Genomic DNA, 14593 nt, shown 5'->3' with positions numbered 1-14593 from the left:
CATCCTCCCTGGTCAGATCGGCGGGCGGGGCCGCGCCCGGTCGGCACGGCCCCGCCCACGAAGGTGCTCAGCGTGCGGCGAACTGCTTGTCGAGCGCGAGGTTGAGCTCCAGCACGTTCACGCCGGGCTCACCCATGAAGCCCAGCCCACGCCGGCCGGTGTGTTCCTCGACCAGCTTGCGGACCGCCGCCGGGTCCGCGCCGCGCTCTCGCGCGACCCGGTTCACCTGCAACTCGGCGTACGCCGGGCTGATCTGCGGGTCGAGACCGCTGGCGCTGGCGGTGACCGCGTCGGCGGGCACCGCCGGGTCGGCGGGCGCGTCGCCCCGGATCGGGGTGACCACCCCGCCGGCCGCCACGTAGTCCTCGCCGGGCTGGGCCGGCTCCACCGCGACACCCTGGTACTCGGTGACGAACGGCGTGGCCGGGGCGGCCTGGTTGACGCTGACCACCCGGGTGACCGGGCCGGTCAGACCGTCGGCGCGGAAGACCGCGAGCACGGCACCCACCCCGTCGTCGGTGCAGTACGGGCGCCGGCCGTCGACGCCGTCGAGCTCGCCGACAGACTTGCTGCGCCCGCACACCTGGGTGAGCAGGCTCTCGCTGGATTCCTCCGGGTCGGTGGCGATGGTGTCGACAACGCTCTCCGGGCCCAGGTTGCTGGCCGAGGTGGAGGTCGGGTCGTAGCCGTCGCCGGCGGCGGAGGGGCGGGACTGGAAGTAGCGGGCGACGGGGTTGCCGTCCGCGTCGGTGAAGGACTGGCCGATCAGCGCGCTGCCGACAGTGGTCCCGCCCGAGGAGATCAGCGAGCCGTCGGTCTTGTGGTTGAGGCCGGGCAGCTGACCGAGCGCTACCAGGGCCAGCGGGTAGACCAGGCCGAGCAGCACCGTGAAGACGAGCACGGCGCGCAGCGCGGCGAGGTGTTGGGCGATCCAGGTGGGTAGACGCATCACGAAATCCCCGGGATGAACTGGATGAGCAGGTCGATGAGCTTGATCCCGATGAACGGCACGATGATGCCGCCCAGCCCGTACACCAGGAGGTTGCGGCTGAGCAGCTTCGACGCGGCGGCCGGCCGGTACCGCACGCCCCGCAGGGCGAGCGGGATCAGCGCGATGATCACCAGGGCGTTGAAGATGACAGCGGACAGGATCGCCGACTCCGGGCTGGACAACCGCATGATGTTCAGCGCGTCCAGGCTCGGGTAGAGGCCGGCGAACATGGCCGGGATGATCGCGAAGTACTTCGCGATGTCGTTGGCGATGCTGAAGGTGGTCAGCGCGCCACGGGTGATCAGCAACTGTTTGCCGATCTCCACGATCTCGATCAGCTTGGTCGGGTCGGAGTCGAGGTCGACCATGTTGCCGGCCTCCTTGGCGGCCGACGTGCCGGTGTTCATGGCCACCCCAACGTCGGCCTGCGCGAGCGCCGGCGCGTCGTTGGTGCCGTCACCGGTCATGGCGACCAGCCGGCCACCCTCCTGCTCCCGCTTGATCAGCGCGAGCTTGTCCTCCGGCGTCGCCTCGGCCAGGAAGTCGTCCACCCCGGCCTCGTCGGCGATCGCCTTCGCGGTCCGCGGGTTGTCACCGGTGATCATCACGGTCCGGATGCCCATCCGGCGCATCTCGTCGAACCGCTCCCGCATGCCGGACTTGACCACGTCCTTGAGGTGGATGACGCCCAGCGCGCGGGCGGGCTCACCGTCGACGTGCTCGGCGACGACCAGCGGGGTGCCGCCGGTGCCGCTGATCGCGTCCACGATCTCGCCGACCTGCTCGGTCGGGTGGCCGCCGTTCTCCCGTACCCACTTCATCACCGCGGCGGCGGCGCCCTTGCGGACCCGGCGAGCCGTGCCCACCGCGCCGGCGTCCACGCTGGCGTCCGGGCTGAGGTCGACGCCGCTCATCCGGGTCTGTGCGGTGAACGGTACGAAGGTGGCGTGCGGCATCACGCCGGGCTCGCGCTCGCGCAGCCCGAACTCGTTCTTCGCGAGGACGACCACCGAGCGCCCCTCCGGGGTCTCGTCGGCCAGGCTGGACAGCTGCGCGGCGTCGGCCAGCGCCGCCGGGTCGACCCCCTCGACCGGCACGAACTCGGCGGCCTGCCGGTTGCCCAGCGTGATGGTGCCGGTCTTGTCCAGCAGCAGGGTGTTGACGTCGCCGGCCGCCTCGACTGCCCGGCCGCTCATGGCCAGGACGTTGCGCTGGACCAGCCGGTCCATGCCGGCGATGCCGATGGCGGAGAGCAGCGCGCCGATGGTGGTCGGGATCAGGCAGACCAGCAGCGAGATCAGCACCACGCCGGTGACACCGGAGTCGGTGATCGCACCGCTGTCCGGTGCCGCCGCCTGGTACGCCTTGGAGAAGATGGCCAGCGGTTGGAGGGTGACAACGGCCAGCAGGAAGATGACGGTGAGCGCGGAGAGCAGGATGTTCAGCGCGATCTCGTTCGGCGTCTTCTGCCGGTTGGCCCCCTCGACCAGGGCGATCATCCGGTCGATGAAGCTCTCCCCCGGCTTCTGGGTGATCTTCACGACGATCCGGTCGGAGAGCACCTTGGTGCCGCCGGTGACAGCGCTGCGGTCGCCGCCGGACTCCCGGATGACCGGGGCCGACTCGCCGGTGATGGCCGACTCGTCGACGCTGGCGATGCCCTCGACGATGTCGCCGTCGCCGGGGATGATGCCGCCCGCCTCGACGAGCACGACGTCGCCCTGACGCAGGTCCGGCGCCGGCACCGCTTCATCGCGGTAGGTGTTGGCCCGCGCACCCGGCTTCCAGTCGATCAGCCGGGTGGCGATGGTGTCCTTCTTCGCCTGCCGCAGGGTCGCCGCCTGGGCCTTGCCCCGACCCTCGGCGACCGCCTCGGCCAGGTTGGCGAAGACCACTGTCAGCCAGAGCCAGATGGTGATCGCCCAGGCGAACACCGACGGGTCGATCACCGCCAGGACCGTGGTGAAGGCCGCGCCGACCTCCACGATGAGCATCACCGGGTTGCGCCACAGCGTGCGGGGGTCGAGCTTGCGCACCGCGTCCGGCAGGGACCGGATCAACTGCTTGGGGTCGAGCAGGCCCCCGCCGATCCGGTTGCCCTGGGTGGCGGGTGTGCCGGGGAGTTGCTCTGTCGGGGCGGACGTGACGGACATGTCCTCGTTCCTCATGATGGTCAGAGCCCCTCTGCCAGCGGACCGAGCGCGAGCGCGGGCAGGAAGGTCAGTGCGACGAGGACCACTGTGACGCCGACGACCATGCCGATGAACAGCGGTCGGTGGGTCGGCAGGGTGCCCTCGGACGCGGGGGTGGGTGCCTGGCGGGCCAGCGAGCCGGCCAACGCGAGCACGAAGATGAGCGGCAGGAACCGGCCCAGCAGCATGCACAGCCCGAGCGCGGTGTCCCACCAGGTGGTGTTGACGGTGATGCCGCCGAACGCCGAGCCGTTGTTGTTGCTGGCCGAGGTGAACGCGTACAGCACCTCGGAGAGGCCGTGCGGGCCGACGTTGAGCGCCGTGGAGTTGTTGCCGGTGCCGAACGCCGCCGCCGTACCGACGAGCACCAGGATCGGCGTGATCAGGAAGTAGAGCGAGGCGAATTTGATCTCGCGCGACCCGATCTTCTTGCCCAGGTACTCGGGAGTGCGGCCCACCATCAGCCCGGCCACGAAGACCGTGATCACCGCGAGGATGAGCAGGCCGTACAGCCCCGAACCGGTGCCGCCCGGCGCGACCTCGCCGAGCATCATGTTGACCATCGTCATCATGCCGCCGAGCGAGGTGAACGAATCGTGGAACGAGTTCACCGCGCCGGTCGAGGTGAGCGTGGTGGCGGCGGCGAAGGTGGCCGAGTTCGACACGTCGAACCGCACCTCCTTGCCCTCCATCGCCGCGCCGACCGCCTGCGGCACAGTGCCGTGGCCGGCCAGCTCGAAGATGTTGGTGATGGCGACGCTGAGGAACGCGAGGATGCCCATCACCGCGGCGATGGCGTAGCCCTGCCGGTTCTGCCCGACCATCCGACCGAAGACCCGGGGCAGGCTGAACGGGATCAGGAAGATCAGGAAGATCTCCAGCCAGTTCGTCCAGGTGGTGGGGTTCTCGAACGGGTGTGCGCTGTTGACGTTGTAGAAGCCGCCACCGTTGGTGCCCAGCTCCTTGATCACTTCCTGGCTGGCGACCGGACCACCGGTGATGGTCTGGGTGCCGCCGGTCAGCGTGCTCACGTCGGTGCCGGCGGACAGGTTCTGCACCGCACCGCCGATCATCAACGCGATGGCGCCGAGCACCGCGATCGGCAGCAGGATCCGCAACGTGATCCGGGTCAGGTCGACCCAGAAGTTGCCGAGCTGCCCGGTGCGGCTGCGGGCGAAGCCGCGTACCAACGCGACAGCCACCGCGATGCCGACCGCCGCCGAGACGAAGTTCTGCACGGCCAGGCCGGCCATCTGCACCAGGTGGCCCATCGTCGACTCACCCGAGTACGACTGCCAGTTCGTATTGGTCACGAACGACACGGCCGTGTTCCACGCGCCGTGCGGCACCACCGGGTCGAAGCCCAGCGACAGCCACAGATGGTTCTGCACCCGCTGGAACAGGTACAGGAACAGGAGCGAGACCGCGGAGAACGCCAGCACGCTGCGGGCGTACACGCCCCAGGTCTGCTCGGCCGCCGGGTTGACCCCGACCAGTCGGAAGATGCCCCGCTCGACCCGCGACTGCTTCGTGCCGGAGACCGCCCGGAACATGTAGTCGCCGAACGGCTTGTAGACGGCGACCAGGGCCGCCACCAGCGTCAACACGAAGATGACGCCCGCTGTTGTCATGGTCATCAGAAGCGCTCCGGAAACAACAGGGCGAACACCAGGAACGCGCCCAGGACGACCGCGAGCACCAGACCGACGGCGTTGACAGCGTTCACAGCTTCTCCACCGCCCGGACCACCAGGGCGAGCACTGCGAACAGCGCCACCGTCAGGACCACGAACACCACGTCAGACACGCTGACTCCTCAGCCGGAAAGGTTCGTCACGACCGCCTTCCGGTCGCGCCGGGCAATCAAAGCCCCCCCACCCGCCGAACGGCAGGGGTCATAACGCGACCATGACGGAGGCGAACCTTTTCTTGACGTGGTTTTCACACCTGCCCACTGAACAGGTGAAATGCGGCACAGAGCGGGGTCGGTACGAGGTGAGGGTGTGGCGGTGTGGCGGGCCGTTCAGGCCGGGCGGCGGGCCACCAGCACGTCCCGCATGATCGACTGGTCCACCCGGTGCCGCAGCGCGCGGTAGGGCTCGGAGTCGACCACGGTCAGGCCGGCGTCGGCCAACGCCGCCGCCGCGTCGTCGCGGCTGGCGACGTGGGTGTTCCAGGAGATCCCGAGCGCACCGCCGGGGCGCAACAACCGGGCCCAGACCGGCGCGGCGTCCGCGAGCAGCGCCAGCGGGTCGCGGGTCAACCCCTGCCCAGCGGTACGACTGCCGTGCTGCACGCCGTACGGCGCGTCGGCGACGACCAGGTCCACGGTCTCCGGGCGGAAGAACTCCGCCGAGCGGGCGGTGTCGGCGTTGACCACGTCCAGCAGCTGCGTCTGGCCGGCCTTGTGCTCCTCGCGGGTCGGTGCCAGCTCGATCCGCACCCGTCGGCCGACCACCTTGCGCTCCCGCCGCACCGGCCCCGACTCCAGCACCCGGTGCTTCACCCGCTTCTGCTTCAGCCAGGTGGTGATGAACGCCCGGTACGCCTCGACGTCCTTCTGGTCACGCTCGATGCCGGCGGCGTCGAAGCCGTACATCAGCGCCTGGTTGAGGGTGGTGCCCCGACCACAGAGCGGGTCGAGCACCCGAAACCGGCGGCTGGTCATCTCGGCGGCCCAGTCCGAGGCGAGCACTGTGACGTTGAGCAGCAGCTTGGTGAACTGCTCGTTGGTCTTGCCCGGGTACTTCTGGATGGTGAGCAGATCGTCGTCGTAGCGGTCCAGACGGCTCCACTCGACCGGCCGCAACAGCTCGCCGACGATCTCGAACAACGCGTACCCGGCGGAGAGGTTGCCGAGGACGGCCAGGTCACGCTCGGTCAGCCCGTCGCCGGTGAACGTGATGTAGGACGCCCCCCCGACAACCTCGGTGTCCAGCTCGCCGATCCGGCCGTCCAGCGCCGAGCGGCCGAAGATCTCCAGCTCGGCTCGGGTGAGGTCGACGGCGGCTCGGGCGTACACCCGGTTGGTGGCGGGCAGGATCAGCAGGCCGTAACGCGTCATGATCCGGCGAGTATTCCACAACCAGTCACTGTCGCCGGGAACCGGAGCGGCTGCCGGAGCGACTACCGATACATGGGGTGTGAGCAGTGGCGGGAGATCCTGTCCGCGCAGCTGGACGGGGAGGAGACCGCCGCCGAACTGACGGCGGTGCAGGGGCACCTGGACGGGTGTGCCGAGTGCCGGACCTGGTTCACGGCGGCGGCCGCGGTGACCCGTCGGGTTCGTACCCGACTGGTGGTTGAGGTGCCCGACCGGACGGCGGCGATCCTTGCCGCCACCAGCGCGGTCCCGGCCCGCCGGTCGCGGTGGCGGCGTTCGGACGGGCGTGGCCCGCTGGTCGCCGGCCTGCGGAAAGTGCCCGGACGGAGCCAACTCGCGGCCGGACTACGCGGGGCGTTCGGACGTGGCTCGCTCGTCGCCGGCCTGCGGTCGGCGCTCGGGCTGCTCGGCGCGGTGCAACTGGTGCTCGGCCTGGCCCAGGTGGGCCGGGGCGCGGCCGCCGACCACCTGCACCCCACCGGCCAGCACCTGTGGCACGAGTCGGCGGCGTGGAACGTGGCAGTCGGCGCGGGCTTCCTCTTCGTGGCGCTACGCCGCAGCCCACCCGCCGGGCTGCTGCCGATGCTCAGCGCGTTCGTCGGCACGTTGCTGCTGCTGTCGGTCAACGACCTGGCCACCGGTTCGGTGGGCGGGGAACGGCTGGTCAGCCACGGCTTCCTGGTGGTCGGCTACCTGATCACCGTGCTGCTGTCCCGGCCCGGGCTGCGCCCGGGTGGCCCCGCACCACAGCGGCAGCCGACACCGTCCCGCTGGCGGTTCGGGGCCGACGAGGTGGATCGGCCGCTGCGGGTGGTAGGCCCCGAGTCCTATCCGGCCCAGGCCGCCGACCGGTACGCCGCTCCGGCGGCTCGTACCGGCCACGCCGCTCCGGCGGCTCGTACCGGGCAGGCCGCTCCGGCGGCTCGTACCGGCCAGGCCGGCGACCGGCGCGCCGCCTGAGCGGCCCCGGCGTTCAGCGCTCTGGTCGCGTCGGTTCGCGGTCGGCGAGGACCTGCGGGATGACCTGTTCGACGATGGTCAGCAGGGTCGTGGTGAGCAGCAGGTGCACCTGGTCGCGGGTCAGCGCGCCACGCTGGAGCCATTCGCGGGCAGTCGAGGTGGCCAGCCCGCCGTACGCGCGGACCATCCCGCGCAACTCCTCGCGGTGCTCCGCCTCGCCGGCCAGCCCAACGGCGACCAGCATGCGGTCCGCGGCGACCTCCTCGGCCTCGGCGAGCACCCGTTCCACGTCGGCGTCGCCGCCCATCCCCCGGGCGGTGACCGCCGCCAGCCACGAGGTGCTGTGCCGGGACACCACGTCGAGGAACCAGGTGACGCTGGCGTCGACCCGGGTCCGGAGATCACCCTTGGGCAGTCGCTCCAGGGCTACCTCGGGGATGGTCACCATGACCCGGACGACTTCCAGGTAGAGGTCCTTCTTCGCCCCGAAGTAGTGGTTGACCAGGCCGCGAGCGACACCTGCCTCACGGGCGACGTCGGTGGTCGACACGTCCGCGTACGGGCGCTCGCCGAACAACCGGACCGCGCAGGCCAGGATCTGCCCACGCCGGGCGTCCGGCTCCAGACGGCGGCGGCGCGGAGCCGTCTCGACACTCATCTGCCCGACCCTATCGGCAGCTCACAGCGCCAGGCCTAGCGTCAACCACCGTCCCACCTTGATCAAGTGATGAGAAGCAGGCGCCGCAGCCGTTTCCGACCTACTTCTCATCACTTGATCACCGCAGGCTCCGACGGCGCCGGACCAGGTGCCGCAGGTTGGACGCCTCGGAGTAGAGCGCCGCATTGATTGCGCCAAGGGCGACACCGGGCGCTCGCTGCACCCGGTCGACGTCCTGAACCACCCGGCCGATCAACGTCAACCGGCAACGGAGATCAAACAACTCCTCCGTGCGCAGTGCAGCGCTGTCTCCAGGCCCCCGACCCGCTCCCGCAGCCACGCCAACTCCGTCGCCTGATCCATGCGCACCCCTCCCATCGCTCGCGATCGCCGCCCAGGCAGCCCGGCCCCTGGCTGGACCGTCGTTATCACCCTCACCCATTCGAGAGGACCGGGCAAGTAGGTAGACGCAATTAGGCATGCCCGATCGCCCTACCGTCAGGTGATGGGTGAAGTCCCGGGTCCGTTGGTCGGTCCGCACGAACTGCAAGATCTGCTCGGCGTGAGCCGGACCCGCATGCGCCAACTGATCCGCTACCCAACCTTCCCCGCACCGTTCCAGCGACTGCACGGCACGACGGTGTGGCTGCGGGCGGATGTGGAGGCGTGGATCACCGAGCACCGCCCACCGCGTCCGACCGATGACGACGAGGCCGAGTAGTTCACACCCCGCGCCCAGCACGCCGCACGACGGAGCCAGTTCTCGCAATCTTGGACACTTCCCGTTAGCTCGTAACGGGAACTGTCCAAGATCTCCGCGGGTCCGGTCGCGGCGGCAGCGCAGTTCCATGATCGACGACTTCTTGCTGCCCAGGGCCGCACGGTCTCGGGCTGGCGCATCCGGCCCAGGCCCGACGGTCCAGGGCTGCGGTTCCGGAACACCCCGACGACCCCCGTGCTGGCTGCCGATCACGACTTATTGACATGCCGCCAACAGCGCGCGAGGGTGGTGCACATGCCGACCCCCCCGCCCGACGGCTCCCCCTCACCCTGGCGCGAGCCGGAGCATGACGACCTGGCCGAGCTGGCCCGCACCTTCTTCACCAAGGAGGTGTTGCCGCACGCCGAGCGCCTGCTGACGCAGGGTCATCCGGACCGCGAGCACTACCGCCGCGCCGGCGAGCTGGGGCTGCTCGGCCTGTCGGTCCCGGAGGAGTACGGCGGTGGGGGCGGCGGGTTCACCCACGAGGCGGTGCTGCTGCACGAGCAGGCGTACACCGGGGAGAGCAGCCTCGGCCTGGCCGTGCACAGTGGCATCGTCACCGGTTACCTGGTGGCGTACGGCAGCGAGGAGCAGAAGCGGCGCTGGCTGCCCGGCCTGTGCAGCGGTGAGCTGGTCGGCGCCATCGCGATGACCGAGCCGGACGGCGGCTCCGATCTTCAGGCGATGCGGACCCGGGCGGTCCGTGACGGCGACGACTACCTGGTCACCGGTGCGAAGACGTTCATCACCAACGGCGGACTGGCCGACCTCGTCATCGTGGCCGTGAAGACCGACCCCGAGCAGCGGGCGTCCGGCGTCTCGCTGCTGGTCTGCGAGGTGGGTGGCGACCCGGCGGGGTTCCGGCGAGGCCGACTGCTGTCCAAGATCGGCCTGCACGCCAACGACACCGCCGAGCTGTTCTTCGACGAGTTCCGGGTGCCGGCGGCCAACCTGCTCGGCGGCGCCGAAGGGCTGGGCTTCATCCAGCTCATGCAGCAACTCCCGCAGGAACGGCTGGTGATCGGCGTCGGCGCGGTCGCCGCCATGGAACGGGCGGTCGCGCTGACCGTCGCGTACGCCAAGGAGCGCACCGCCTTCGGCAAGACCCTGATGGGTCACCAGAACACCCGGATGGTGCTCGCCGAGTGCGCCACCCGCGCGCGGGTCAGCCGGGTCTTCCTGGACGACTGCATCGTCCGACACACACGTGGCGACCTGGACGTGGCCACGGCGGCGATGGCGAAGTCATGGCTCACCGACGGGCAGTGCGAGATCGTCGACCGGTGCCTTCAGCTCTTCGGCGGCTACGGCTACACGACGGAGTACCCGATCGCCCGGATGTACGCCGACGCCCGCGTCCAGAAGATCTACGGCGGCACCAACGAGATCATGAAGGAGTTGATCGCCCGTGCCCTCTGAGGCGTACGTCTATGACGCGGTCCGCACCCCGCGCGGACGCGGCCGGGACACCGGGGCGCTGCACGGGGTCAAGCCGATCTCCCTGGTGGTCGGCCTGATCGACGCGTTGCGGGAGCGCAACCCCGGCCTGGACGTGGGTCGGCTGGAGGATCTGCTGCTCGGCATCGTGACTCCGGTCGGCGAGCAGGGCGGCGACCTGGCCCGGGCGGCCGCGCTGTTGGCCGGGCTGCCCGACCAGGTGGGCGGGGTGCAGCTCAACCGGTTCTGCGCCTCCGGGTTGGAGGCGGTCAACTCCGCCGCGGCGCGGATCCGCTCCGGCTGGGAGCATCTGCTGCTCGCCGGCGGGGTGGAGTCGATGTCCCGGGTGCCGATGGGCTCCGACGGCGCGGCCTGGGCCACCGATCCGCAGACCGCGCTGGCCACGTCGTTCGTGCCGCAGGGCGTCAGCGCCGACCTGATCGCCACCCTGGAGGGCTTCACCCGCGACGATGTGGACGGCTACGCGCTGCGGTCGCAGGAGCGGGCCGCCAAGGCGTGGGCCGGCGGGTACTTCGCTCGCTCCGTGGTGCCGGTCCGTGACGGCAACGGGCTGGACATCCTCACCGTCGACGAACACCCGCGCCCCGAGACCACCCGGGAGGCGCTGGCGAAGCTCACCCCGTCCTTCGCCACCATGGGCGAGGCGGCCGGCTTCGACGCGGTCGCGTTGCAGAAGTTCCACTGGTTGGAGGCGATCGAGCACGTCCACCACGCGGGCAACTCGTCCGGCATCGTGGACGGCGCCGCGCTGGTGCTGATCGGCTCGGGCGACGTCGGTCGCGACCTCGGCCTCACCCCGCGCGCCCGGATCGTCGGAGCGGCGGTCACCGGCGCGGATCCGACGCTGATGTTGACCGGCCCGATCCCGGCCACCCACAAGGCGCTCGCCGTCGCCGGGCTGACAGTCGACGACATCGACCTGTTCGAGATCAACGAGGCGTTCGCCGCGGTGGTGCTCAAGTACGTCCGTGACCTGGGCCTCGACCCCGACCGGGTGAACGTCAACGGCGGCGCAATCGCGCTCGGCCACCCGCTCGGCGCGACCGGAGCGATGCTGCTCGGTACGGCGTTGGACGAGTTGGAGCGCCGCGACCTGCGCCGCGCCGTGGTGACCCTCTGCATCGGCGGCGGCATGGGCGTCGCCACAGTTCTCGAGCGCTGCTGACCCGGAGGACGACAATGACCAACACCATCCGGTACGACCGCGGCGCCGACGGCATCGTCACGCTCACCCTTGACGACCCCACCCAGTCCGCCAACACCATGAACCGGGCGTACGCCGCCTCGATGAGCGCCACGCTGGACCGGCTGGAGGCCGAGCAGGATCTCGTCGGCGTCATCGTGACCAGCGCGAAGTCGACCTTCTTCGCCGGCGGCGACCTGCCCGAGATGATCCGGGCCACCCGCGCCGACGCCCCCGACCTGGCCGACCTGCTCGGCACCATCAAGCGGGACCTGCGCCGGCTGGAGACGCTGGGCCGGCCGGTGGTCGCCGCGGTCAACGGCTCGGCGCTCGGCGGTGGCCTGGAGATCGCGCTCGCCTGCCACCACCGGATCGCGCTGGACGCACCGGGCAGTCGGCTCGGGCTGCCCGAGGTGACCCTGGGCCTGCTGCCCGGGGCGGGCGGCGTCACCCGGACCGTACGGATGCTCGGCCTGGCCGGCGCGCTGACCACAGTGCTGCTCACCGGCCGGCGGATGCGCCCGGCCGACGCCCTTTCCGTCGGGCTGGTCGACGAGGTGGTCGCCACGACCACCGAACTGCTGGACCGGGCGCGGGCCTGGATCGCGGCGAACCCGCACCCGGCGCAGCCGTGGGACCGGCCGGACTATCGGATGCCCGGCGGCACCCCGGCCAGCCGCTCGCTGGCCGCCCAACTGCCCGCCTTCCCGGCGACACTGCGCAAGCAACTCAAGGGCGCCCGGCTACCCGCGCCCGAGGCGATCCTGGCCGCCGCCGTCGAGGGCGCACAGGTCGACCTGGAGACCGCCCTGACCGTGGAGACCCGGCACCTGATCGGCCTGCTCACCGGGCAGGTTGCCAAGAACATGATCGGTGCGTTCTTCTTCGACCTGAAGGCCGTCAACGGTGGCGCGGCCCGACCGGCCGAGGTGGACGCCGCACCGGTACGCCGGGTGGCGGTGCTCGGGGCCGGCATGATGGGCGCGGGCATCGCGTACGCCTGCGCGAGCGCCGGGCTGGACGTCGTGGTCAAGGACGTCACACCGGAGGCCGCCGGCCGGGCACGGGAGCACGCCGAGCGGTTACTGGCCCGCGCGGTACGCAAGGGCCGCACGACCGAGGCGGACGCCCGCGCCGTACTGGACCGGATCACCACCACCGACCAGGTGGACGCGCTGGCTGGCTGCGACGCGGTCATCGAGGCGGTCTTCGAGGACCCGGCGCTGAAACAGCAGGTCTTCGCCGAGGTGCTGCCCGTGCTCGCGCCCGACGCGCTGCTGGCCTCCAACACCTCCACCCTGCCGATCACCGGGCTGGCCTCCGGCGTGGGCCGGCCGACGGACTTCATCGGCATGCACTTCTTCTCCCCGGTGGACCGGATGCCGTTGCTGGAGGTCGTGGTGGGCGAACGGACCGGGGACGTGGCGCTGGCCCGGGCGTTCGACCTGGGCCGGCGGATCGGCAAGACCCCGATCGTGGTCAACGACGGCCGGGGTTTCTTCACCAGCCGGGTGATCGGCAAGTTCATCGACGAGGCGGTCGGCATGGTCGCCGAGGGTGTCCCCGCCGCATCGGTGGAGCAGGCCGCCCTTCAGGCCGGGTACCCGACCGGGCCACTGGCGCTGGCCGACGAGGTCAGTCTCACGCTGATCCAGCGGATCCGCCGCCAGTTCGAGGCGGCCAGCGAGGAATTCCGACCGCTGCCGGCGCACCGCCTGGTGGACGAGCTGGTCGACGCGTACGACCGGCCGGGGCGCGCCGCCGGACGCGGCTTCTACTCCTACGACGACGGCACCCGGGGCCGGCTGTGGCCCGGTCTCGCCGACCTGAGCACCGACGCGGGTCGGGCGGTGCCGTTCACCGACCTCCAGGAGCGGATGCTCTTCGCCGAGGGGCTGGACGCGCTGCGCTGCCTCGACGAGGGGGTGCTGCGCACCGAGACCGACGCCAACATCGGCTCGATCTTCGGCATCGGCTTCCCGGCGTGGACGGGAGGGGTGATCCGCTACCTCCGGCAGTACGCGGGCGGCCCGGCCGGCTTCGCGGCCCGTGCCACCGAGTTGGCCGGCCGCTACGGCGACCGGTTCACGCCCCCCGCCGACCTGGCCGACCGGCTCGACGCCCGTCGGGCCGAACCGGTGGACGTCGCGTGACGGCAGCACGCGGCGGGCCGCTGGCCGGGGTGCGGGTGGTCGAGCTGGCCAGCCTCGCCCCGGCGCCGTTCGGCTGCATGGTGCTCGCCGACCTCGGGGCGGACGTGGTGCGGGTGGACCGGCCGGGCGCCCCGGGAGCCGGCCGGCTGGCCGCACCAACCAGCGGGCCGTTGCAACGCGGGCGGCGGGTCACCGCGCTGGACCTGAAGTCCCCGGCCGGGGTGGCGGACCTGCTGCGCCTCGCCGAACGCGCGGACGTGCTGGTCGAGGCGTACCGGCCCGGGGTGGCCGAGCGGCTCGGCATCGGGCCGGAGGTGTGCCAGGCCCGCAACCCCCGACTGGTGTACGCGCGGATGACCGGCTGGGGTCAGGACGGCCCGCTGGCAGCCCGAGCCGGGCACGACATCGACTACATCGCGGTGGCCGGGGCGTTGGAGCCGCTGGGACGGGCCGGCGAACGCCCGTACGCGCCGATGAACCTGCTCGGCGACTTCGGCGGCGGCGGCATGCTGCTCGCCGTCGGGGTGCTGGCCGCGCTGCTGGAGCGGGAACGCTCCGGCTTCGGCCAGGTGGTCGACGCGGCGATGGTGGACGGCTCGGCGCTGCTCACCTCGTTCCTGCACGGGCTGCTCGGCACCGGCCTGTGGGCCGCCCCGCGTGGGCGCAACATGTTCGACGGCGGGGCGCCGTTCTACGACACGTACGCCACCGCCGACGGTGGCTACATGGCGGTCGGCGCGATGGAACCGGCCTTCTACGCCGTCCTGCTCACCGGCCTCGACCTCGCCGACGACCCGGACCTGCCCGCCCAGTACGACCCGAGCGGCTGGGACGAGCTGCGCCGCCGGTTCACCGAGCGGTTCGCCGAGCGCTCCCGGGACGAGTGGACGGGGGTCTTCGCCGACCTGGACGCCTGCGTCGCGCCGGTGCTCGCCCCCGGCGAGGCGCACGCACACCCGCACAACGCGGCCCGGGGCACGTTCGTCGAGGTGGGCGGCGAGATCCAGCCGGCCCCCGCACCCCGCTTCGACCGCACCCCGACCGACCGGCCAACCCCGGCACCGGACCCGGAGCAGGCCGTCCTACCCGTCGAGGACATCCTCAAAAACTGGCCGGATCAGCCAGGTGGCTAG

General features: G+C 71.3%; 13 protein-coding genes. 6 read left to right on the top strand and 7 right to left on the bottom strand.

The window, feature by feature from the left end:
- Positions 1 to 67 precede the first annotated feature (67 nt).
- The 5 genes from ABZS40_RS16005 to ABZS40_RS15985 all read right to left on the bottom strand — a co-directional run bounded on the left by ABZS40_RS16005 (position 68) and on the right by ABZS40_RS15985 (position 6246).
- Complete coding sequence (locus ABZS40_RS16005; protein WP_354944002.1) at positions 68 to 949, bottom strand: potassium-transporting ATPase subunit C; 882 nt, start codon at positions 947 to 949, stop codon at positions 68 to 70.
- Complete coding sequence (gene kdpB, locus ABZS40_RS16000; RefSeq protein WP_354944001.1) at positions 949 to 3144, bottom strand: potassium-transporting ATPase subunit KdpB; 2196 nt, start codon at positions 3142 to 3144, stop codon at positions 949 to 951. The genes ABZS40_RS16005 and kdpB overlap by 1 nt, the downstream gene beginning before the upstream one ends.
- A 20-nt stretch (positions 3145 to 3164) precedes the next feature.
- Complete coding sequence (gene kdpA, locus ABZS40_RS15995; protein ID WP_354944000.1) at positions 3165 to 4820, bottom strand: potassium-transporting ATPase subunit KdpA; 1656 nt, start codon at positions 4818 to 4820, stop codon at positions 3165 to 3167.
- Entirely contained in the window at positions 4820 to 4909 is a 90-nt protein-coding gene (kdpF, locus tag ABZS40_RS15990) for a K(+)-transporting ATPase subunit F (RefSeq protein WP_036410889.1), read from the bottom strand. The genes kdpA and kdpF overlap by 1 nt, the downstream gene beginning before the upstream one ends.
- 296 nt (positions 4910 to 5205) lie before the next feature.
- Positions 5206 to 6246: an SAM-dependent methyltransferase gene (locus ABZS40_RS15985; protein WP_354943999.1), complete on the bottom strand. Its 1041-nt coding sequence runs from the start codon at positions 6244 to 6246 to the stop codon at positions 5206 to 5208.
- A 72-nt stretch (positions 6247 to 6318) separates the two neighbouring features.
- Here ABZS40_RS15985 and ABZS40_RS15980 point away from each other — a divergent pair, with 72 nt between their 5' ends.
- Complete coding sequence (locus ABZS40_RS15980) at positions 6319 to 7245, top strand: zf-HC2 domain-containing protein (protein ID WP_354943998.1); 927 nt, start codon at positions 6319 to 6321, stop codon at positions 7243 to 7245.
- Positions 7246 to 7258: 13 nt separating this feature from the next.
- Here ABZS40_RS15980 and ABZS40_RS15975 read toward each other — a convergent pair whose 3' ends face one another.
- Positions 7259 to 7903 carry a helix-turn-helix domain-containing protein gene (locus tag ABZS40_RS15975; protein WP_354943997.1) on the bottom strand — a complete coding sequence of 215 codons (645 nt, stop codon included), beginning with the start codon at positions 7901 to 7903 and terminating at the stop codon, positions 7259 to 7261.
- A gap of 118 nt (positions 7904 to 8021) precedes the next feature.
- Positions 8022 to 8165: a hypothetical protein gene (locus tag ABZS40_RS15970; RefSeq protein WP_354943996.1), complete on the bottom strand. Its 144-nt coding sequence runs from the start codon at positions 8163 to 8165 to the stop codon at positions 8022 to 8024.
- Between the two features lie 243 nt (positions 8166 to 8408).
- Between ABZS40_RS15970 and ABZS40_RS15965 the strand changes: the two genes are divergently transcribed.
- From ABZS40_RS15965 to ABZS40_RS15945, 5 genes are all read left to right on the top strand, one after another.
- A complete protein-coding gene (locus ABZS40_RS15965; RefSeq protein WP_354943995.1) occupies positions 8409 to 8624 on the top strand; it encodes a hypothetical protein in 216 nt (71 codons plus the stop codon).
- Positions 8625 to 8918: 294 nt separating this feature from the next.
- Positions 8919 to 10085 (top strand): acyl-CoA dehydrogenase family protein, encoded by a 1167-nt coding sequence (locus tag ABZS40_RS15960; RefSeq protein ID WP_354943994.1) that lies wholly within the window; start codon positions 8919 to 8921, stop codon positions 10083 to 10085.
- Positions 10075 to 11289 (top strand): acetyl-CoA C-acetyltransferase, encoded by a 1215-nt coding sequence (locus tag ABZS40_RS15955; RefSeq protein WP_354943993.1) that lies wholly within the window; start codon positions 10075 to 10077, stop codon positions 11287 to 11289. The genes ABZS40_RS15960 and ABZS40_RS15955 overlap by 11 nt, the downstream gene beginning before the upstream one ends.
- A 14-nt stretch (positions 11290 to 11303) precedes the next feature.
- Entirely contained in the window at positions 11304 to 13460 is a 2157-nt protein-coding gene (locus tag ABZS40_RS15950) for a 3-hydroxyacyl-CoA dehydrogenase NAD-binding domain-containing protein (RefSeq protein WP_354943992.1), read from the top strand.
- Positions 13457 to 14593, top strand: coding sequence for a CaiB/BaiF CoA-transferase family protein (locus tag ABZS40_RS15945; RefSeq protein WP_354943991.1), 1137 nt, complete (start codon positions 13457 to 13459; stop codon positions 14591 to 14593). The genes ABZS40_RS15950 and ABZS40_RS15945 overlap by 4 nt, the downstream gene beginning before the upstream one ends.

The organism is Micromonospora sp. NPDC005324, from assembly GCF_040607155.1.
Classification (GTDB): Bacteria; Actinomycetota; Actinomycetes; order Mycobacteriales; family Micromonosporaceae; genus Micromonospora; species Micromonospora trifolii.
Note: the sequence above shows the minus strand (reverse complement) of the source record. Positions and strands in the feature narration are given on the sequence as shown.